Origin of the sequence: Dactylosporangium sp. NPDC050688, assembly GCF_040654515.1 — a bacterium.
GTDB lineage: Bacteria > Actinomycetota > Actinomycetes > Mycobacteriales > Micromonosporaceae > Dactylosporangium.
In genome coordinates this window covers 24,787-44,388 of sequence record NZ_JBFAIC010000050.1, presented here as the reverse complement: position 1 = coordinate 44,388, position 19,602 = coordinate 24,787, and the positions used below count along the sequence as shown (strand labels likewise).

General features: G+C 71.9%; 19 protein-coding genes. 4 read left to right on the top strand and 15 right to left on the bottom strand.

Annotation, left to right across the window (positions count from 1 at the left end):
* Position 1: 1 nt before the first annotated feature.
* On the bottom strand, positions 2 to 886 hold the full coding sequence (locus AB0H83_RS35530) for an SDR family oxidoreductase (protein ID WP_360102852.1): 885 nt from the start codon (positions 884 to 886) through the stop codon (positions 2 to 4).
* A gap of 111 nt (positions 887 to 997) precedes the next feature.
* Here AB0H83_RS35530 and AB0H83_RS35525 point away from each other — a divergent pair, with 111 nt between their 5' ends.
* Positions 998 to 2,215: an MFS transporter gene (locus AB0H83_RS35525; RefSeq protein ID WP_360102944.1), complete on the top strand. Its 1,218-nt coding sequence runs from the start codon at positions 998 to 1,000 to the stop codon at positions 2,213 to 2,215.
* Positions 2,216 to 2,310: 95 nt separating this feature from the next.
* The gene (locus tag AB0H83_RS35520) at positions 2,311 to 2,877 is read left to right on the top strand and encodes a nuclear transport factor 2 family protein (protein ID WP_360102850.1); all 567 of its coding nucleotides are present in this window, start codon (positions 2,311 to 2,313) and stop codon (positions 2,875 to 2,877) included.
* A gap of 24 nt (positions 2,878 to 2,901) precedes the next feature.
* On the opposite strand, the gene AB0H83_RS35515 is transcribed toward AB0H83_RS35520, so the two are convergent.
* Both AB0H83_RS35515 and AB0H83_RS35510 read right to left on the bottom strand, forming a co-directional pair.
* Entirely contained in the window at positions 2,902 to 3,708 is an 807-nt protein-coding gene (locus tag AB0H83_RS35515; RefSeq protein ID WP_360102848.1) for an SDR family NAD(P)-dependent oxidoreductase, read from the bottom strand.
* A complete protein-coding gene (locus AB0H83_RS35510; protein ID WP_360102846.1) occupies positions 3,705 to 4,523 on the bottom strand; it encodes a hypothetical protein in 819 nt (272 codons plus the stop codon). The genes AB0H83_RS35515 and AB0H83_RS35510 overlap by 4 nt, the downstream gene beginning before the upstream one ends.
* Positions 4,524 to 4,629: 106 nt before the next feature.
* Here AB0H83_RS35510 and AB0H83_RS35505 point away from each other — a divergent pair, with 106 nt between their 5' ends.
* Together AB0H83_RS35505 and AB0H83_RS35500 are read left to right on the top strand one after the other, a co-directional pair.
* A complete protein-coding gene (locus tag AB0H83_RS35505; RefSeq protein ID WP_360102844.1) occupies positions 4,630 to 5,895 on the top strand; it encodes a MaoC family dehydratase N-terminal domain-containing protein in 1,266 nt (421 codons plus the stop codon).
* A gap of 10 nt (positions 5,896 to 5,905) precedes the next feature.
* The gene (locus tag AB0H83_RS35500; protein ID WP_360102842.1) at positions 5,906 to 6,859 is read left to right on the top strand and encodes a zinc-binding dehydrogenase; all 954 of its coding nucleotides are present in this window, start codon (positions 5,906 to 5,908) and stop codon (positions 6,857 to 6,859) included.
* Here AB0H83_RS35500 and AB0H83_RS35495 read toward each other — a convergent pair.
* The 12 genes from AB0H83_RS35495 to AB0H83_RS35440 form a co-directional block, all read right to left on the bottom strand.
* On the bottom strand, positions 6,846 to 7,394 hold the full coding sequence (locus tag AB0H83_RS35495) for a nitroreductase/quinone reductase family protein (protein WP_360102840.1): 549 nt from the start codon (positions 7,392 to 7,394) through the stop codon (positions 6,846 to 6,848). The two genes, AB0H83_RS35500 and AB0H83_RS35495, sit on opposite strands and share 14 nt — an antisense overlap.
* The gene (locus tag AB0H83_RS35490; protein ID WP_360102838.1) at positions 7,391 to 8,863 is read right to left on the bottom strand and encodes an MmgE/PrpD family protein; all 1,473 of its coding nucleotides are present in this window, start codon (positions 8,861 to 8,863) and stop codon (positions 7,391 to 7,393) included. The genes AB0H83_RS35495 and AB0H83_RS35490 overlap by 4 nt, the downstream gene beginning before the upstream one ends.
* Before the next feature lie 3 nt (positions 8,864 to 8,866).
* Positions 8,867 to 9,700 carry an ATP-binding cassette domain-containing protein gene (locus tag AB0H83_RS35485; protein WP_360102836.1) on the bottom strand — a complete coding sequence of 278 codons (834 nt, stop codon included), beginning with the start codon at positions 9,698 to 9,700 and terminating at the stop codon, positions 8,867 to 8,869.
* Positions 9,700 to 10,767 carry an ABC transporter ATP-binding protein gene (locus AB0H83_RS35480; RefSeq protein ID WP_360102834.1) on the bottom strand — a complete coding sequence of 356 codons (1,068 nt, stop codon included), beginning with the start codon at positions 10,765 to 10,767 and terminating at the stop codon, positions 9,700 to 9,702. Before AB0H83_RS35480 ends, AB0H83_RS35485 begins: the two co-directional genes overlap by 1 nt.
* 27 nt (positions 10,768 to 10,794) lie before the next feature.
* The gene (locus AB0H83_RS35475) at positions 10,795 to 11,769 is read right to left on the bottom strand and encodes an ABC transporter permease (protein ID WP_360102832.1); all 975 of its coding nucleotides are present in this window, start codon (positions 11,767 to 11,769) and stop codon (positions 10,795 to 10,797) included.
* Positions 11,766 to 12,707 (bottom strand): ABC transporter permease, encoded by a 942-nt coding sequence (locus AB0H83_RS35470; protein WP_360102830.1) that lies wholly within the window; start codon positions 12,705 to 12,707, stop codon positions 11,766 to 11,768. The genes AB0H83_RS35475 and AB0H83_RS35470 overlap by 4 nt, the downstream gene beginning before the upstream one ends.
* A gap of 159 nt (positions 12,708 to 12,866) precedes the next feature.
* Entirely contained in the window at positions 12,867 to 14,444 is a 1,578-nt protein-coding gene (locus AB0H83_RS35465) for an ABC transporter substrate-binding protein (RefSeq protein ID WP_360102828.1), read from the bottom strand.
* Positions 14,445 to 14,538: 94 nt separating this feature from the next.
* Entirely contained in the window at positions 14,539 to 15,720 is a 1,182-nt protein-coding gene (locus AB0H83_RS35460) for a lipid-transfer protein (RefSeq protein ID WP_360102826.1), read from the bottom strand.
* A gap of 1 nt (position 15,721) precedes the next feature.
* Positions 15,722 to 16,150: an acyl dehydratase gene (locus AB0H83_RS35455; RefSeq protein WP_360102824.1), complete on the bottom strand. Its 429-nt coding sequence runs from the start codon at positions 16,148 to 16,150 to the stop codon at positions 15,722 to 15,724.
* An 85-nt stretch (positions 16,151 to 16,235) separates the two neighbouring features.
* A complete protein-coding gene (locus AB0H83_RS35450; RefSeq protein WP_360102822.1) occupies positions 16,236 to 17,351 on the bottom strand; it encodes an acyl-CoA dehydrogenase family protein in 1,116 nt (371 codons plus the stop codon).
* A complete protein-coding gene (locus AB0H83_RS35445) occupies positions 17,351 to 18,376 on the bottom strand; it encodes a MaoC family dehydratase N-terminal domain-containing protein (protein ID WP_360102820.1) in 1,026 nt (341 codons plus the stop codon). The genes AB0H83_RS35450 and AB0H83_RS35445 overlap by 1 nt, the downstream gene beginning before the upstream one ends.
* Positions 18,373 to 19,557: an acyl-CoA dehydrogenase family protein gene (locus tag AB0H83_RS35440; RefSeq protein ID WP_360102818.1), complete on the bottom strand. Its 1,185-nt coding sequence runs from the start codon at positions 19,555 to 19,557 to the stop codon at positions 18,373 to 18,375. Before AB0H83_RS35440 ends, AB0H83_RS35445 begins: the two co-directional genes overlap by 4 nt.
* Positions 19,558 to 19,602: the final 45 nt, after the last annotated feature.

The window sequence follows — 19,602 nt, the reverse complement described above, 5'->3', positions numbered from 1 at the left end:
GTCAGGCGCCGTAGACGGGGGTCGGCGGCTCGGCGCGGGCGATGAGGTCCGCGATCGCGCCGGTGAGCTCCTCCGGCTCCCACCGCTCGCCCCTGGTGGCGGCCGGCCCGTGGCGCCAGCCGTCGGCGAGCGAGACCTCACCGCCGGCGACCTCGAAGACGGCGCCGGTCACGGCCCGCGCGGCGTCGGAACCGAGCCAGACCACGAGGGGGGAGACATTGGCCGGGTCCATCGCGTCGAAGCCCGTCTCGGGGGCGGCCATCGCCTCGGCGAAGACGACCTCGGTCATCGGGGTGCGGGCCGAGGGGGCGATCGCGTTGACGACGATGCCGTAGCGGGCCCACTCGGCGGCCGCGATCTGGGTCAGGGCAGCGATCCCGGCCTTGGCGGCGCCGTAGTTGCCCTGCCCGACGCTGCCCATGAGCCCGGCGCCGGAGGACGTGTTGACGACGCGGGCGGCGATCCGGCGGCCGGCCTTGGCCTCGTCCCGCCAGTAGGCGGCGGCGTGGCGCATCGGCACGAAGTGGCCCTTGAGGTCGACCTGCAGGACGAGGTCCCACTCCTGCTCGCTCATGTTGACCAGCATCCGGTCGCGGTTGATGCCGGCGTTGTTCACGAGGGTGTGCAGCCCGCCGAAGGTCTCGACGGTCTCGCGCACGAGGCGCTCACCGTAGGACCAGTCGCTGACGTCCCCGGTGCTGACGACCGCCCGGGCGCCGGTCGCGAGGATCTCGTCGGCGACGGCCTGGGCCGCCGCCCGGTTGCTGTCGATGTCGTTGACGACGACGTCGGCGCCCTGCCGGGCGAACTCGAGGGCGTGGGCCCGGCCCAGCCCCTGTCCGGCACCGGTCACGATCACCGTGCGTCCTGCGCAGAAGCCGCCCACCACACGTCCTTTCACTCGAGGTGCGGCCAGACAACCACACCCGCCCTGGCGATGCAAGCAAGCGCTTGGTAGGGTTCGGCAACCGACCCGAAGGATGGCGACGACGTGGGAATGTTCTCGGCTCTGCGATTCCGAGACTTCCGCTTCGTACTCCTGACCCTGGTGCTGTCCCAGGGCGGCTACTGGGGCTGCAACATCGCCTTCCAGTCGGCGCTCGCCGAGGTCGACGACACCCCGGCGACCATGGGCGCGCTCTTCTTCTGCCTGCTCGTGCCGTACACGCTCTTCTCCATCCCGGCCGGGGTGCTCGCCGACGCCGTCGACCGGCGGCGGCTGCAGATCGGGGTGCTCCTGGCGGTCAGCGTCCTGGCCGGGGTCTGCGCTGCGGCGGCCGCGGCCGAGATCGCCGACCTGCCCGTGCTGCTCGCGCTCGCCTTCCTCGCCGGCACCGGGATCAGCTTCCTGTCCCCGGTGACCCAGGCCCTCGTGGCCAACACCGTCCCGGCCGAGGCGCTCGGCACCGCCGTGCCGCTCCAGGCCGCCGGGCTCAACCTCGCCCGCTCGATCGGCCCTGCCGTCGCCGGGCTGATCCTCGTGCCCTGGGGAGCGCTGGGCACGTTCATGATGTACGCCACGCTCAGCCTCGCCTCGGTCGCGGCCGCGTTCGCCATCCGGACCCGTCGCGTCCCGCCGGTCGTCCCGGTGGTCCGGGAGAGCCTGACCGCGCAGGTCCGCACCGGCATCCGGCACGCCCTGCAGCGGCCACCGGCCGCGCTCTGCCTGACCATCGTCGGGGTGAACGCGTTCTTCGGGTGCGCCTTCACCACCCAGCTCGCCGTCCGGGCGGCCTCGACCTCGGACCACCCGGACACCGTCTTCCCCATGCTCGTGGCCCTGACCGGGGTGGGCTCGCTCGTCGGGGTCCTCGTCGTGGCCCGGCTCGCCAAGCGCATCGCCACCGTGCGGCACGCCGCGGTCATCCTCGCCCTGCTCGCCGTCAGCACCGCACTGCTCGGCACGGCGCCGACAGTGCCCGTGCTCGCGGCGGCCGCGCTGCTGTGCGGCGCGTTCAGCATCGGCACCATGGTCACCCTGCAGACGATCGTCCAGCGGGTCGTCGACGACGCACAGCGCGGCCGGGTGATGAGCCTCTACTTCCTCGGCTGGGGCGGTATGCCGTTCGGTGCCCTCCTGCTCGGCGGGCTGAGCACGTGGTTCGGCTCCGCGACCGCCTTCCTGCTGTACGCCGCCGCGTGCCTGGCGACGGCGGTCACGGTGCTCGTGCGGTTGCACCGTCGCGGGGACGGCGACCCCCTGCCCGCAGCGTGACTGACCTCTCCCGTTGTCCACCGCCCACTTCCAGGAGTTCGTCGTGACCGACCGGTCGTGCCCAACCACACCCGCCGACGCCGACGGAGGCTCCGGTGTCTGAGCAGCCCCAGTCCTTCCGGTCCGGCCCGGTCGAGCTGGACGTGCTGCTCGCCGAGCGGGCCATCGAGCGAGCCCTGCTGCGTTACGCGCGCGGGGTGGACCGGATGGACCGGGACCTCGCCGCGAGCGCCTTCCATCCGGACGCCCGGATCACCCTCGGCGGGACCGTGGCCGACCGGGACACGACGCTGGACATGGTCTTCGCGCTCGTGGCGCGGCGCACCATGACGATGCACTACCTGACGAACGTCCTGGTCGAGCTCAACCCGGCGCAGCCGGACCGGGCCCGGGCCGAGACGTACGGCATCGCGTTGCAGCGCAGCACGTCCGAGCCGCCGCACGGCAACATCGTCAGCGGGTTCCGCTACGTCGACCTCGTCACCCGGCGCGCGGGTGAGTGGCGGGTGCAGGAACGTCTGACCGTCTCGGAGTGGCAGCGGGTCGACGACCTCGCCGGACAGTGGCCGATCCCCGAGGCCTCGCTGCGGGGAGCCCGCGACGGGTCCGACCCGGTCAGCCGCCCGTGGCCGCCCGACGCGGACCCACGCGGCGGGTCCTGAGCCGTCCGTGCGGGTCGCGGGCCGTCAGCTCGGGTCCGCGCCCGGCCGGCCGAGCATCGCCCGCATCCCGCTGACGTTGCCGGCGACCAGGGCGGCCCGGTCCAGCGCGGAGCGCCGCGCGACGACCTCGGCCTGCTGGCGCACGACGTACACCGGGCCGGTACCCATGGCGGCCAGCCCCTGGGCGGCGACATCGGCCGGGTCGGCCGCGCCGGTCAGGTCGAGGCCGGCCCGCTCCATGGCGGGGGTGGCGGTCAGCCCGAGCACGAGGTGCAGCACGTCGACGCCGGCCTGCCCGAGCTCGAGCCACAGACCCTCGGTGAAGATCCGGGCGAAGGACTTCGCCGCGGCGTAGATGCTGATGTCGGCGTGGCCGAGGTAGCCGGCCGAGGAGCCGACGACGAGGATACCGCCGCGGCCGCGGGCGGCGAGCCGGGCACCGAGCTCCCGGCAGAGCTCGAGCGGGCGGGTGACGTTGAGGTCGATGACGGCCTGGACCCGGGTGAGATCCGCCTCGACGAAGCGGCTGCGGTAGGTGTTCGCGCCGGCGTTGAGGACGAGCAGGCCGAGGTCGAGATCGGCGACGGCCTCGACGATCCTGGCGGTCGCATCCGCGTCGAGCAGGTCCAGTGCGAGCACGCGGCACGGAGCCCCGGAGGACCGGACCCGGCCGGCGACCTCCTCCAGGGCCTCGGGCTTGCGGGCGACGAGCACGACGCCGAGGCCGGCCCGGGCCAATTGGTCGGCGAAGGCGGCGCCGACCCCCTCGGAACCGCCGACCACCAGTGCCCATGGCCCGTAGCGCTCGAACAGGCCGGTGACCTCGGTCATCCTTGGACCACGCTGTCCGTCGCCGCGGCGGCGGGCTTGTCGAACCAGTCCCACACCCAGGGGGTGATGGTGGCCAGGGGCCCGGTGAGCAGCGGGGTGGCCGTGCCGGCGAGCGCTGCGGGCGGGGCGGGCAGCGGGTCCCCGGCCAGGGCCCGGGTGAACTCGACCGGGTCGGCCTCGAGGTAGGTGAGCCGGATCCGCACGACCGGTCCGGCGGGATTGCTGCCGCTCGGCGCGCTGCGGAAGGTCCACACGCCTGCGACGCCGTCGCGCGCGAGCAGGTCGGGCACCTGGGTCTCGTGCTCGAACTGGGACAGGTCGGCCACATCGGGGTGCTGCGAGGTCTCGACCCGGCTCACCTCGACGTGCACCCCGCGGTTGGGCCGGAACGGCAGCGCGGCGAGGGTGACGAGAGCCCGGGAGGCCACGTAGCCCTGGACGGGGCGGAACATCCGGGTCATCGGCCGTTCGGTCCACGCCAGCTCCGGTCGCCGGCCCTGGTGGATCGCCCGGTCGCCGAGGTCCTTCCACTCGTGGATCGCGTCGGCGGCCGGCTCGGCGAACCAGTACATCGCCATGTACTGGCTGCCGGCGAGCGCGGCGTCAGGGTAGCTGCCGAGCCGCTCGCACGCAGGGGTGCGCACCCAGCGGTCGCCGTGGACGACGCCGGGCAGGGCGAGGTTCTCGGGGCGGTGGTCGAGCTGGTGCCACGCGTTGTAGTCGCGGTGGCGGTCGGGGTCGGTCACCTTCGGGAACGAGAAGAACGCGCGGGTGGCGGTCTCTGGGGTGCTCGGGATCACTTCCGGCCCTCTCACGGGTGGGCGCTGCGGCTCGTTCGACCGCTGAGCCTTGACCCTAGGGCGACCCCCTCCTACAGTCAAGCAAGCGCTTGGTTGACTACGTTGTCCGCGAAGGAGCCCGATGACCGCCAGCGACGCGGACTTCCGTGCCCGGCTCGACGCCCTGATCGGCCTCACCGACCCACCCCGCCGGGCCAAGGACCCGGTCACCGAGGCCGCCATCCGTATCTGGTGCGACGCCGTCGGCGACGAGAACCCCGCCTACCAGGACCCCCAGTGGGCCGCCCGCTCCGCGTGGGGCGGCATCGTGGCACCGGCGACCTCGCTGAACATGTGGACCCTGCCGGGCAACCGGCGCAGCCACCGCCACGCCGAGAGCCTCGACCGGGTCAACGAGGTCCTCGCTGAGCGCGGCTTCACCTCGGTGGCCGCGGTACAGACGGAGCACACCTACGTGCGCCCGCTGCGCGTCGGCGACCACCTCGAGCAGTTCCCCTCCATCGGCGCGGTCTCCCCGCAGAAGTCCACCCGCCTCGGCCTGGGCCACTTCGTCGACCTCGTCAGCGAGTACCGCACCGTCGAGGGCGAGCCGGTCGGACGCGTCGTGCTGCGGATGCTGCGCTGGAACCCGGCGACCCGCACCGAGGTCCCGGCGACGCCCGGGGACCGCCTCGCCCGGCCGGTGCGCCCGGCCGGTGCCGCCCCGGCCGACCTGCCGCCGGCCGGCACCACCGGCACCCTGACCGCGCACCTGCAACCCGGCTACGCCGCCGCCCCCCTCGACGAGCGCCCCTACCTCGTCGGCACCGCCGAGCTCGCCGACGGGACCCGCCTCAGCGCAGACATCGTGGACCTGCGCCCTGACCTCGTGCACGACGGCATGCCGGTCGTCGTGGCCCACCGGCGTACCCGCGACGGCCAGATCCTGCCGGTCCTCACCGCCCCGCGACCCGAACGCCGCACGGGCACCCGCACCGGGGCCGAGGTGAGCACCGGGCAGCGCCTCGCCCCGTGGCCGATCCCGGTCACCCAGCTGTCCATCGCGGCACTGGCCACCGCGACCTTCGACTTCAACGACGTGCACCTCGACCGCGACGCGGCCCACGAGCGAGGCGCCCGCGACGTCTACATGAACATCCTCGGCTCGAGCGCGCTGGTCAACTGCTACCTCACCGACTGGGCCGGACCGGAAGCCCGCGTCGTCGGCTTCCGCACCCGCCTCGCCGCGCAGAACCACCCCGGCGACACCCTCACCCTCGACGGTGTCGTCACCGGCCTGCAGCGGGCGCCCGAGGCCAACGGGGGAACGCACGTCACCGTCGACGTCCGCGGTACCAACAGCCTCGGTGACCACGTCATCGCCTCCGCCACCCTCGCCCTGCCCTGAGAGGAGCCCCGTGCTCGCCAGTTACGTCCTCGACTCCGGCTCCCCCGACAGCCTGCGTCTCGGCCGGCTCGAGGCCCCGGCGCCCGGCCCCGGCCAGGTGCTCGTGCAGGTCCAGGCAGCGAGTCTGGACCGGGTCGACACCTACATCCGTCGCGGCACCCACGGCATGGCGGTCACCGGGCCGACGATCCTCGGCCGGGACGTCGCCGGCACCGTCGTGCGGACCGGTCCCGGCGTCACCGGCTTCGCCCCCGGCGACGCGGTCGTCGGGTTGACCACCGGCACCCACGCCGAGCTCGCCGTCGTCCCAGCCACGCACTGCTTCCCGCGGCCGGCCGGGCTCGACGCCGTCCACGCCGCCGCGGTGCCCACCGCCGGACGCACCGCCTACGACGCGGTCGTCAACCTCGCCGGGGTGCGCCCCGGCGACCGGGTCCTCGTCGTGGCTGCCGCCGGCGCCGTCGGCACCTTCGCCGTCCAGTACGCCCACCATCTGGGGGCGCGCGTCGTCGGCACCAGCGCCCCGGCGAAGGCTGACGCCGTGCGCGCCCTCGGCGCCCTCGACGCCGTGGACCACTACCGCCCGGACGTCGTCGACGCCCTGCGTGCCGCCCTGCCCGGCGGCGAGGCCGACGTCATCGTCGAGTCGGTCGGCGGCACCTTGTGGTCCGACGTGCTCAAGGTCCTCGCCCCCGGCGGGCGGCTGGTCACCTGCGGCGTCACCGCCGACAGCCACGCCCACCTGCACCTGGGCCGGCTCATGGTCAAGGGCTGGACGCTGCGCGGCATCGGGCGGCCCGGGCCCGAGGCGGTGGCCCGCCAGCTGCGCGAGGCCCTCACCCTCTCGGCCGTCACCGCCGCCCCCGCGATCGCCGCCACGTACCCGCTCGAGCAGGCCGCGGCCGCGCACGACCAGCTGGAGGCCTCCGACTTCGTCGGGCGGATCGTCCTCACGACCGGTTGAGGCCCTGGGTGAGCGACTCCCCCGACACCGCGGACAGCACGACGAGCGGGATCTGCCGCCCGAAGCCGGCGGCCCGTTCGACGTAGCGCGCCACGTTCGGCTTGTGCGCCACGACGTGCGCCAGCAGCTCCGGGTCGCGCTCCCCGTCGGTCACCCGCGCCCGCACCGCGATCGTCTTGCGCCGCAGGACGATCCAGCAGAGGTCGTGGTGACGCGCATTGACCACCCAGGCCGGATCCGTGGGGCCGCCTCCCTTGGAGCCGACGACCACCAGGTCCGGCCCGTACGGCACGTACGGCAACGCCGCGTCGCGCAGCTGCCCGGACCGGCGGCCCACCGTCGTCAGCAGCAGCGTGGGGTTGTACGGGAACCTGCCCGCCAGCGCGTACTGCAACGACACGAGCGAGAACCCGGTCCGTCGCACGAGAAACCGGTCGAACGCCATCCCGCGCGGCCCACGGATGACCACCAGCCACGGCCGGCCGTACGAGGCGAACGACCTCGTCTCCGCACCGATGCGGTCCCGCCGGCTCATTGCGCCCGGGCCAGCAACGGTGACAACGTCTCGGCGACGTCGGCGACGTCCTCGATGCCCCGGACCACCTCGACGAGCTGCTCCTGCGTGCCCGCATCGAGGATCCCGTCGCAGAACGTGGCCAGCTTGCCGGTCACGAAGTCCCAGTCCGCCCGGGTCGTCTCGTCCCACGGGTCGCCCTGGGCGAAGTCCGACTCGACAACGTACTCCCGGCCAGCGGCCCTGATCGTCAGCGCACCCCGCGTCCGGCGGATCTGACCACCCGGGTGCGCCTTGAGGTCGGCCTCCCACTCCGCGTCGAGCACCGGGTCCGGCGCCGTCGTGATCCGGCGCGCCAGGTCCCACACGGCGGGGTCGGCCAGCCGCTGCGGGTCGTACCACTGCGGACCCGGCGCGTACCCGAGCAACACCAGCGCCGCGGCGTACGGCATGTTGAAGGCGCCGTCCAGCGGCGCGCCGAGCGTGTCCGGGATCTGCTGGGCCGGCTCCCGGAACTGCAACGTCCGGTAGGCCGCCGGGCTCAGCCGGATCTCCATGGACTCGATCTGCGACACCGGCACCCCGTGGGTCCGCGGGAACGCGCGGATCGCGTCGAGCGCGGCGTGGGTGAAGCGGCACGTCGGGTACGGCTTGAGCGACGTTTCGCTGATCCACCACGTCGAGCCCAGGCCGGCGACCATCTCGTGCCGCTCACCGCCGAGGAAGCCCATCGCCTCGATGAAGCCCGGAGTGCGGTCCAGCACGTCCAGGTCGCCGGTGTAGCCCTCCTCGGCGAGCGCCGCGCCGAGCATCCCGGCCTGCGCGATCGCACCGTACGGGCCGTACTTGAACGCGTTGAACGAGCGCCGCTCGGCCATGTAGGTGTTCTTCGCCGGCGGGGCCAGCCAGGCGATCAGGCCGAGCGCGTGGGCCAGGCGCTCCGGCTCCCAGCCGCCGACCACGGCGCACGCCGCGGCCGTGCCCATCGAGGCGTAGCCGTGCGACGACAGCGGCGACCAGCGGAACTGCCCGTCCTCGAAGGCCATGAGGGAGGTCGACAGGTTCAGCCGCGCGTTGATCTCGAAGGCGAGGATGCTCGCGCGCAACAGGCTCGCCCCGCCGGCGTGCAGCCGCTCGGCCTCGGCCAGTCCGGCCGCGACCCCGAACACCGCGAAATGCGCCGAGTTGAAGAACGTGTCGTCCGCGTCCAGCGCGTTCATCATGTCCGCGTTGGCGTGAACGGCGTTGATCGCCGCGACCCGCTGCCCCAGCCCGAACACCGTCGCCTCGGCCGGGCCGCCGAACCGGGCGGCGACCTGCTGGACCATGCGGCTGCGCCGTAACCGCACCGCCGCCAGACCACAGATGAGCGAGTCGAGCAGGACGAGCTTGCCGTAGTCGCGCACCGGCGCGGGGATGTCCTCGTCGCGGGTCGTCGTCGCGAACCGCGCGAGCAGCTGCGTCCGCGTCGGTTCCGTCGTGGCAGTCACCGCTCAGCCCACCTTTCCCGGCGCGACGAGCCGGTTGCCCTGCGCGTCCCGCGGCAGCGGCAGGGGAATCGCCGCGAGCAGCTTCTTGGTGTACTCCTGCTGCGGGTTGCCGAAGATCCGCTCCGTCGTGTCCGCCTCCACGACCTCACCGGAGGCCATCACCATGACCCGGTCGGCGATGACCTCGACGAGCGCCAGGTCGTGGCAGACGAACAAGTACGCCAGACCCAGCTCCTCCTGCAGGTCCAGCAGCAGGTTGAGTACCTGCGCCCGCACCGACACGTCCAGCGCCGCGACCGGCTCGTCGCACACGATGAGGCTCGGCCTCATCGTCAGCGCCCGGGCGATCGCGACCCGCTGCAGCTGCCCGCCGGACAGCTCGGCCGGGTAGCGCCCCAGATAGCGCGATCCGATGCCGACCCGGTCGAGCAGCTCGGCCGCCTCCCGCTCCCGCACGGCACGGCTCTTGTCGGTGTGCACGAGGAGCGGCTCGGCGACCGCGTCCTTGATCGTCATCCGCGGGTCGAGCGAGCTGTACGGATCCTGGAAGATCATCTGCATCCGCTGGCGCAGCGCGCGCAGCTGCTTCGGCTTCGTGGCCAGCACGTCGACCCCGTCGAAGGTCACCGACCCGGAGTCCGGCCTGATGAGGCGCAGCACCATGCGCCCGACCGTCGACTTGCCCGCACCGGACTCACCGACGACCGCGAGGCACTCGCCGCGCTCCAGGTCGAAGCTCACCCCCTTGACCGCGTGCGACCACTTCGTCCGCCGGCCGAGCCAGTCCCGGCCGGAGCTGAACGACTTCGTGAGGTTCCTGACCTCGAGCAGGCTCATCAGACCGTCACTCCTTCCAGAGAGAGCTCCGCGGCGCGCACGCATCGCACCTCGTGCTCAGCGGCGCCGTCGATACGGACCAGGCCCGGGTGGGCCACGTCGCACCGGCCCGGCTCGGCGAACGCGCATCGGTTGCTGAACCGGCACCCGTGCGGCCAGGCGCCCGGAGCCGGGATGCCACCGGGGATCGCGCGCAGCCGCCGGTCGGTGCTCAGGCCCGGCTTCGGGATCGACCCGATCAGGCCGGAGGTGTACGGGTGCCGCGGGTTGAAGAAGATCTTCTCCGCGGGCGCGTTCTCGGCCACCTCGCCGGCATACATGACCACCACCTGCTGGCACAGCTCGGCCACCACCGCGAGGTCGTGGCTGACGAACAGCAGCGCCACACCGGTCTGCTCCTGCAAATCGCGCAACAGCTCCAGGATCCGCTCCTGCACCGTCACGTCGAGCGCCGTCGTCGGCTCGTCGGCGATGAGCAGGCGCGGGTTGCACGCCATGACCATCGCGATCATGACGCGCTGGCACATGCCGCCGGAGAACGCGTGCGGGTACTCGTCGACCCGCTGCGCCGCCCGCGGGATCTGCACCATCTCGAGCATCTCGACAGCGCGGGCCCGGGCCTGCTTGCGGTTCAGGCCCAGGTGCTTGCGCACCGACTCCGCGATCTGGTCCCCGACGGTGAAGGCCGGGTTCAGGCTGCGGATCGGCTGCTGGAAGATCATGCCCATGCCGGGGCCGCGCAGGTCCCGCCACTGCTTCTGGGTGCCTGCGGTGAGGTCCCGGCCGTCGAAGACGATCCGGCCCGAGGCGATCCGCCCGCCCGTCGCCCCGGTCAGACCCATCACCGCGACCGAGGTCACCGTCTTGCCGGAACCGGACTCGCCGACGAGCGCCATCGACCCGCCCGGCTTCAGCGAGAACGAGACGTCCTGGACGGTCCTCTGCCACCCACCCGAGGGGGAACGGAACTCGACGTTGAGGTTCTCCACTCGCAGGAGGTCCGCCGCCGCGCCGGTGGCGTCGTTCCCGGTGCGGGCGGTCACGCCGGCTGCCGTCTCACGTGCCATATCAGCTCCTGGTTGTTACCGGACGGGTCAGTTGCCGGACCGGGTGCGCACGAGGGCGCGGCGGACACCGTCACCGACGTAGGTGAAGGCGAGGACGGTGAGGAAGATCATCACACCGGGCGGCCACACGAGGTACGGCGCGAGGCGGATGTTCGAGGAGGCCGTCGAGAGCATCGAGCCCCAGCTGGCCGCGGGGGCCTTGACGCCCAGCCCGAGGAAGCTCAAGCTCGCCTCGGCCGCGACGGCGGTGCCCAGCGACACCGAGATGACGAGGATGATCGGCGGCAGCACGTTGGGCAGCACGTGCCGCACCGTCGTGCGCAGGGTGCTGCACCCCAGGGCGATCGAGGCCTCGATGTAGGTCTCGTGCCGCACGTCCATCGTGCCGGCTCGGGCCACCCGGAAGAAGCGCGGGGCCATGACCAGGCCGATGGCGAGCATCGCGTTGGTGATGCCGGAGCCGAGGACCGCGACGATGGTGATGGCCAGCACGAGCGACGGAGCGCTCATGATCGCGTCCATGATGCGGGTGAGGACCGTGTCGATCCAGCCGCCGCGGTAGCCCGCGATCATGCCGAAGGGCAGGCCGAGCACGAGCGCGACGGCCGCAGCCTGCAGCGCCGCCCACAGCGAGACCCGCGCTCCGAAGATGAGCCGGCTCAGCACGTCCCGGCCGTAGTCGTCGGTCCCCAGCCAGTGCTCGGCGCTCGGCGGCTTGAGCCGCAGCAGCAGGTTCTGCACGTCGGGGTCGTGCGGCGCCAGCGCCGGGGCGAGGATCGCGATGAGGGTCAGCACGAGCAGGAAGGCGCCGGCCACGATCGTCGTGGGGCGACGCACGATGCTCTTGAGGATGCCGGGGGCGGCGACCGGCTCCGGGTCACCCGTGCCGATGGCCACGGTGGGCACATTGGCGACGGTCTTGGCGAGGCCGTCCGCGGGCGTGCCGGCTCCGTGCGAGTCGTCCCCCGGCCCCGGGGACATCGGGGACCGCTTCGCGCTCATGATCGCACCTTAGGGTTGAAGTAGCCGTAGGAAATGTCGACGATGAGGTTGACGAGCACGACGATCGTCGTGCTGAACAGGACGAAGCCGAGCAGGACCGGGACGTCGCGCCCCTGCACGGCCTCGACGGCGGTGCGCCCGAGGCCCGGCATGTTGTAGATCATCTCGATGGTCACCGATCCGGCGAGGACCTCCGCGACGCGGAAGCCCAGGACCGTGATGACGGGGATGCACGCATTCTTCAGGGAGTGCTTGAACACGACGCTGGTGCGCGACATGCCCTTGGCCTCGGCGTTGAGGATGTAGTCGCTCTTCATGACCTGCCCGAGCGCCGAGCGCAGCTGCAGGGTCACCTCGGCGGCCGGGAGCAGACCGAGCGCGAAGCCGGGCAGGATGAGGTGCGACAGCCACGGCCAGAAGCCGGCGGACAGCGGCTGGAAGCCGAACGCCGGGAACATCTGCAGCCCGACCGCGAAGACCGAGACGAGCACGAGGCCGAACCAGAAGCCCGGGATGGCGATCGCGATCGAGGCGAACCAGTTGACGGCCCGGTCGACGATGCCGCCGGAGCGCAGCGTGGCCACGAGCGCCAGGGCGGTCCCGAGCAGGATGGCGAAGATCATCGCGACGAGCACCAGCGACATCGTCGTCGCCATCCGTCGCGTCAGCAGGTCGGTCACGCTCTGGTCCGAGACGAAGGACGTGCCGAGGTTGCCGTGCAGGACGTCGCCGATCCACTGGAGGTAGCGAAGCAGGACCGGATCGTTGAGGTCGAGTTCCTCACGGATCGCCGCGATGCGTTCGGGGGTCGGTTCGTCACCGGCGAGGATGGTGGCCGGGTCCCCCGGGGCGAGCTCGATCAGAGCGAAGACGAGCAACGGGACGAAGAACAGCAGGGGTATCGCTGCGAGCAGTCGCCTGCCGGCGTATCGGAGCATCTCTTACCTCGGGCTCTGAGCGTGGCACGTGGCGCCTGGGAGTGAGCCCCGCGCGGCCTGGTGCCGGCGGGGCCGTGCTGGTGTCGCCGCCGGCCCCCGGCCACAGCGGGTGGCCCTGACCACCCGGCGGCGACACCACCGGGTGGTCAGGAGCGACGGTTACTTCTTGACGGCGATGTTGCGCAGGTCCCAGATGCCGATGTTCGACATGGGGATGTTGTCGATGCCGACGACGTTCGACTTCGCGACGTTCGCGTTGGTCTGGTTGCACAGCGGCAGGAACCAGACCTGTTCGAGCGTCGTCTTCCAGATGTCCTGGTACAGCGGGGCGCGCTTGTCCATCGACAGCGTGGGGTCGGCGGCCTGGGCGGCCTTGGCCTCGACGAGCGAGGGGTTCGCGGCGAGTTTGTAGGTGTTGAGCAGGTAGGTGTTCACCGTCGCCGCCGGGTCGGCCTTCGGGCTCCACGACGTGCCGACCATGAGCTCGAAGTCGCCGGCGATGAAGCGCGGCTCGTTCTCGGTGTTGGGCACGGGGTTGAGCGTCGCGTCGATGCCGACGGCCCGCAGCGACGCTTGCACGACGTTGGCCGGCTGCTCGGCGTTGGTGCCCGCGGCGAAGGTGACGGTCACCTTGGCGCCGCCGGCCTGCTGCACCAGGGCCTTGGCCTTGTCGACGCTGAACTCGAACGGGTAGGTGTAGTTCGGCACCCGGCTCGGGTCCGTCTCGGGGACGAGCTGGCGCGTCGGCGTGCAGGTGCCGCTGAAGAGCGCGCTGATCGCCGCCGGGTCGACCGCGTGGGCGATCGCCTGGCGGACCTCGAGCTTGCTGACGTCGCCCTTGTTGGCGCGCAGGTAGACGCCGACGAGGTTCTTGAACTTCACCTCGTGCTTCTGCAGACCACTGCCCGGGGTGACGATCTTCTGGACCGTGGCGATCTCCGTGGCCGAGCTGAGCGGGGCCAGGTCGATCTGGCCGCTCTGCAGGCCGTTGAGGCGGGCGGCGGCGTCGGGCACGCGCTGCAGCTCGATGCCGCCGAGGCGGCCGACGTTCGGGTCCCAGTAGCTGTCGGCCCGCTTGAGGACGAGCTTCTCCTGGGGCACCAGCTCGGTGGCGATGTACGGGCCGGAGCCGGCGGTGCCCGGCTTGTTCTTGATGTCGACGCCGTCCTTGATGGCCTTGGGGCTGACCATCATGCCGGCCGTGCCGGTGAAGGACGCGGGCAGCTGGACGCCTTTGCCCTTGACCAGCTTGAGGCGCACGGTCGTCGGGTTGACGACTTCGACCGTCTCGATGTCGGCGAGGTCGCCCTTGAGGGTCGAGCCCTGCAGGGTCTTGCCGCGTTCGATGTTGACCTTGACGGCCTCGGCGTCGAACGCCGTGCCGTCGTGGAACTTCACGTCGTCACGCAGCTTGAGCTCCAGGACGGTGCCGTTCTCCACGAAGTTCCACTCTTTGGCCAGGCCCGGGACGACCTTGTCGTCCTTGTCCAGCATGGTCAGCCGGTCCCACACCAGGAACAGGTAGCCCCAGGCGCCGTAGCTGGTCTGCAGGGCCGGGTCGAGGTCGCGTAACGGACCCGCCGACGCGAACTTGAGCACGGCCGAGGTGTCGATCTCGCCCCCGGAACCGCTGCCGCTGTCCGTCGGGCTGGTGCTGGTGCAGCCGGCCGCCAGGGCGAGCGTCCCGGCGGCCATCAGCGCGATGACGCGCTGCCTGGTTTTGCTGATGAAACCCATTATCACCCGTCCAAATCATGAGGCGGATCGATCGAGAGGTGGTGCCGGACCGGCGGGTTGCCGGGCGGTGTCCGTGGGTGGTGGTGCCCGCCGTTCACCCCTCCGCGGAGAGGATCAGGGCGCTGGTCGGTACGCCGACGCCGGCCGTCACCAGGACGTGGCGGACGCCGTCGGGCTGGTTGGTCGAGGTGCCCCGGACGAGACGGACGCCCTCCGCGACGCCGTTCGTGCCGTGCAGGTAGGCCTCACCGATCTGGCCACCGTGGGTGTTGGTCGGCAGCGAACCGGTGACCTCGAGGTTGCCGTCGGCGATGAAGTCCTTGGCCTCGCCGCGTCCGCAGAAGCCGTACTCCTCGAGCTGGTTGAGCACGTACGGGGTGAAGTGGTCGTAGAGGATCGCCGCACCCATGTCGGCGGGCCCGAGGCCCGATTGGGCCCACAGCTGCTGGGCGCAGAGCTCGACCTCGGGGATCCGGGTCAGGTCCTCGCGGTAGTAACTGACCATCTGGTACTGGTCCGGTCCCAGGCCCTGAGCCGCCCCGACGATGTACGCCGGGGTGGAGGGCAGGTCCTTGGCGCGCTCGGCGCTGACGATGACCATCGCCTGGCCGCCGTCGGTCTCCTGGCAGCAGTCGAAGAGGTGCAGCGGCTCGGCGATCCAGCGGGAGGCCTGGTGCTCCTCAAGGGTGAGCGGCTTGCCGTAGAACCACGCCTTGGGGTTGTTCGCGGCGTGCTTGCGGGCGAGCACGGCGACCCGGCCGTAGTCCTCACTGGTCGCGCCGTACTTGTGCATGTAGCGACGGGCGAACATCGCGGTGTGCTGGGCCGGCGTGAGCAGACCGTACGGGTTGACCCAGGAGCGGTACTCGTTGTCCGAGTTGGCCTGGGTCTTCGCCGGAGGCGGCCCCTGCCCGAAGCGGACGCCGGAGCGCTCGTTGAAGGCACGGTAGGCCACGACGACGTCGGCGATGCCGCTCGCGACGGCCATGGCGGCCTGCTGGACGGGGGCACAGGCACCGCCACCGCCGTAGGGGATCCGGGAGAAGAACTTCAGCTCGGGGATGCCCAGGCTGCGGGCGACCATGTTCTCCGGGTTGGTCTCCATGGTGAAGCTCGTCATGCCGTCGACGTCGGCGGGGCTCAGGCCCGCGTCGGCCAGGGCGGCCAGGACGGCCTCGGCGGCCAGCTGCAGCTCGCTGCGGCCGGAGTCCTTGGAGAACTCCGTCGCGCCGATGCCGACGATCGCGGTGCGACCCGACAGGAAGTTGTCCGTCACGTCACTGCTCCGTTCCGCGGGGCAGGCGCACGGTCACCTCGGAGATGGCGTGCGCGCCCTTGCTGTTCATGCCACGCACCGCGACCCGCACGGTGTCCTGCTCGAGGCCGACGACCTCACCGGTCAGCCGCATCGTGCCGCCCGGGAAGTTCGGCACCCCGAGGCGGGTGCTCAGGCGCACCATGCGCGCGGCGGGGCCGGCCCAGTCGGTGACGTAGCGGCCGACGAGCCCGTTGGTGTTGTTGATGCTCATGTACGTGTCGGGGGTACCGCGCCGCTCGGCCTGCGCCGGGTCGTGGTGCACGTCCTCGTAGTCGCGGGTCGCGAGCGCGCCGGCGACGATGAGGGTCCGGGTCAGGGGGATCTCGAGCTCCGGCAGCCTGTCGCCGATGCTCACCTGCTCGATGGTGATCTGCGTGCCGCCGCTCACGACGCCTCCTCCGCAAGCTCCGGCGACGCCGCGAGCATCAAACTGTGCTTATGGTGAGCGGCCCCTCCGCTACGCTCCGGGCCGCTCACAGCTGCTCCCCCGCGTCGACGAGGTCCGCGAGCTGCTGCAGGTGCCAGGCCCCGGAGCCGGCGGTGTTGGCCAGCTGGGTGGTCCAGAGCATGTAGCGGTGGATCGGGTAGGTGACGTCGGCACCCATGCCGCCGTGCACGTGCTGCACGGTGCGCGCGACACGGTCGCCGGCCTCGCTGGCCCAGTACTTCGCGACGTGCACGGCCGCGCGGGACGGCCGCGCGGTCGTCTCGCGCCAGAGCGCGTTGAGGTAGGTGACCTCCATCGCCTCGGTGTCGATGTGGCAGTTGGCGATCTGGTGGGCGACGGCCTGGAAGGTCGCGATCGGCACACCGAACTGCTCGCGGCCCGAGGTGTAGTCGGCGGCCTGGCGCACAGCGGCCTGGCTGATGCCGCTCTGCAGGGCGGACAGCGCGATCCAGACCTGGCGCAGCAGCCAGTCGACCCGGTCGTCGTCGGGGCCCTCCGCGAGCAGTTCCGCGGCGGAGCCCTCCAGGTGCACGTCAGAGGCGAGTCCGCGGTCGGTGCGCTCGAAGGTGTCGAGGCGCACCCCGGCGCCGGCGGTCGGCACGAGATAGAGCCCGACCGCGCCCGCCTCGTCGGTGGCCGGGACGATGATCGCGTCGGCGAGGTGCGCCGAGCGGACGCCGACGGCGGTGCCGCTCAGGGTGGCTCCCTCACCGCCGGACCGCGCGCGGACGCGGGCGCCGTACGGCCGGGCGTCGGACAGGTCGTCGACGGCCACGGTGAGGACCGCGTCCCCGGCGGCGACGCGGGGCAGCCACTCGGACTGCTGCTTGGCGTCGCCGTAGCGCACCAGCGGCAGGACGCCGCCGACGAGGGTCTCCCACAGCGGAACGGTGCCCAGCGTGCGGCCCTGCTCGACGAAGACCCCCGCGACATTGTCCAGACTCAGCCCGGCGCCGCCGTGCTCCTCCGGCACGAGCAGTCCGAGGGCGCCGGACTCGGCCAGGTCGCGGTGCAGGACGCGGTCGAAGCGCTCCGGACCGGCCTCGATGTCGAAGAGGCGCTGCGGGTCACCGTTGCGCGAGAAGATGTCGCGCGCCAGGTCGTTGACCGTGACCTGTTCCTCGGTGAGCTGGAAGTCCATCAGTTCCTCTCCTCTTCGGTGGACTCCGACACGGAGGTCGCGGCCCGGAAACGCGGGAGCGTGAGGTGCTCGTCGTAGTCGAGCCAGTCCACCTGCACGGGCAGGCCGATCTCGACCTCGCCGGGGTCGCCGGCGAAGTCGGCGACGAGGCGGGTGCCCTCCTCGAGGTCGACGAGCACGACGGTGAGCGGGTAGTCGTACCCGGGGGCCTTCGGGTGGTGGCTGACGACGTAGCTGTGCACCGTGCCCCGGCCGCTCGCCTCGACCTCGTGCCACGCGAACGAACGGCAGGAGGGGCAGACCGGGCCGGGCGGGTGGCGCAGTGTGCCGCAGTCGGTGCAGGCCTGGATGACGAGGCGGCGCTGTGCGGCGGCATCGAACCAGAAGGCGTTGTCGCGCAGGATGAACGGCTTGTGCCGCAGCGCCGGGTCGGCCGCGGCCGGAGCCGCGGGCTTGGCCCTGGACGGGTCGAAGCGCAGGATGCGGAAGCGCTGGCGAGCCACGACCTCGTCGTTCTGGTCGGTGTAGGTGCGCAGTGTCGTGATGAAGTGGCCGGTGCCCAGGCCCGTGGTCTTGCGCGGGGAGATGTCCTCGATGACCGTGGTCATCTTGATCTCGTCGCCCAGGCGCAGCTCGCGCACGTACTCGTGCTCGTCGTTGGTCGCGACGACCCCGACGTAGCCGGCCTCGGCGAGGATCGCGAGCAGCCGGGCCATGGGGGTGTCCGGCGCGGCGCCCGCGGCGGCGGCCATATGGGCCTTGTAGCCGACCATGAGCCAGGTCGACAGCATCGGCGGCGGGGCGACAACACCATCCCGGCCGGTGGCACAGGCGGCCTGCTCGTCGACGTAGATGGGGTTCTCGTCGCCCATCGCCTCGACGAAGTGGCGGATCATCGCCTGGTTGACGGCATCCTGAGCGTAGCGGGTGGGCGTAGCCTCCAGGCCGCGGAACTCGAGCAGGCGGGCGAGGAAGGCCTCCTCGTCGGTGGTGCCGGGAGCCGAGATCTGCGTCGTGATGCTCATGCGGACCGTCCCTTCCTCGGCATGCCGAGGCCGGCGACCGCGATCATGTCGCGCAGCACCTCGTTGGTACCGCCGCCGAAGGTGTTGATGTAGGAGCCGCGGGTGTAGGCCTCCAGCTGTCCGCCGAGGACGGCGTCCGGGGCGCCGGGTCGCCGGGTCGCGCGGGGCCCGACGACGGAGACGAGGCTGCGGCAGACCCGGTCGTGGGTCTCCGTGCCGTAGACCTTGGCGACCGACGCGGCCGCGGGGGCCGGGTTCTGGCCTTCCCCGACGACGGCGATCTTCCAGTTGAGCAGGCGCATCGCGGTCAGCTCGGCGTAGTCACGGGCCAGCTCCGTGCGTACCCACGGCCGGTCAAGGACGCGGATCCCGTCGGCGTCGGGCTCGGCGGCCCACGCGGCGATGTCGGTCCACAGCTGCTCCGTGCGCCCGCCCATGGCGGCCAGGCCTACCCGCTCGTGACCGAGCTGGCCGGTGATGAGGCGCCAGCCGCCGTTGACCTCGCCGACGAGGGCCTCGGGGCCGACGCGCACGTCCTCGTAGTAGGAGGCGTTGGTGTGGGTGATGCCGCTGGTGGCGATCGGCGTGCAGCTGAAGCCGGGGTCCGACGTCGGCACGATGAGGATGGTGATGCCCTTGTGCTTCGCGGCGTCGGGGTCGGTGCGCACGGCCAGCCAGACGAAGTCGGCCTGGCTGGCACCGCTGGTGAAGACCTTCTGGCCGTTGATGACCCAGCCGCCCTCGGGGGTGGCCTCGGCCCTGGTGCGCAGCGAGGCGAGGTCGGTGCCGGAGCCCGGCTCGCTGTAGCCGATGGCGAAGATGACGTCGCCGGTGAGCATGCCCGGCAGGTAGGTGCGCTTCTGCTCCTCGGTGCCGTAGCGCATGAGCATCGGGCCGATGTTGTTGATGGTGACGAACGGGAACGGCGCCTGGGCGCGGTTGATCTCGTCGAAGAGGATGTACTGGTCCAGCGGCGGGCGGCCCTGGCCGCCGAACTCCTTGGGCCAGCCGAGCCCGAGCAGGCCGTCCTTGCCGATCTGGCGGATGATCTCGCGGTAGGCCGGCCGGTCCTCGTTGGTGCCGCCGAGCGCCTCGCGGACCTCAGGCGTGAGCAGGCGCGCGAAGTAGGCGCGCAGCTCCCGGCTCAGCTCTCGCTGCGCTGGGGTGTACTCCAGGAACATACATGTCCTCTCTCGGGGCATGGGGCGCCAGTCGGTGTTCGGCGG

Coding starts and splice junctions, on each gene's coding strand:
- AB0H83_RS35495 (WP_360102840.1), bottom strand. CDS start 7,394: ATGAGCCGGCGGGACCGCATCGGTGCGGAGACGAGGTCGTTCGCCTCG.
- AB0H83_RS35515 (WP_360102848.1), bottom strand. CDS start 3,708: ATGACCGAGGTCACCGGCCTGTTCGAGCGCTACGGGCCATGGGCACTG.
- AB0H83_RS35440 (WP_360102818.1), bottom strand. CDS start 19,557: ATGTTCCTGGAGTACACCCCAGCGCAGCGAGAGCTGAGCCGGGAGCTG.
- AB0H83_RS35480 (WP_360102834.1), bottom strand. CDS start 10,767: ATGGCACGTGAGACGGCAGCCGGCGTGACCGCCCGCACCGGGAACGAC.
- AB0H83_RS35470 (WP_360102830.1), bottom strand. CDS start 12,707: ATGCTCCGATACGCCGGCAGGCGACTGCTCGCAGCGATACCCCTGCTG.
- AB0H83_RS35505 (WP_360102844.1), top strand. CDS start 4,630: ATGACCGCCAGCGACGCGGACTTCCGTGCCCGGCTCGACGCCCTGATC.
- AB0H83_RS35450 (WP_360102822.1), bottom strand. CDS start 17,351: ATGGACTTCCAGCTCACCGAGGAACAGGTCACGGTCAACGACCTGGCG.
- AB0H83_RS35485 (WP_360102836.1), bottom strand. CDS start 9,700: ATGAGCCTGCTCGAGGTCAGGAACCTCACGAAGTCGTTCAGCTCCGGC.
- AB0H83_RS35525 (WP_360102944.1), top strand. CDS start 998: ATGTTCTCGGCTCTGCGATTCCGAGACTTCCGCTTCGTACTCCTGACC.
- AB0H83_RS35465 (WP_360102828.1), bottom strand. CDS start 14,444: ATGGGTTTCATCAGCAAAACCAGGCAGCGCGTCATCGCGCTGATGGCC.
- AB0H83_RS35475 (WP_360102832.1), bottom strand. CDS start 11,769: ATGAGCGCGAAGCGGTCCCCGATGTCCCCGGGGCCGGGGGACGACTCG.
- AB0H83_RS35445 (WP_360102820.1), bottom strand. CDS start 18,376: ATGAGCATCACGACGCAGATCTCGGCTCCCGGCACCACCGACGAGGAG.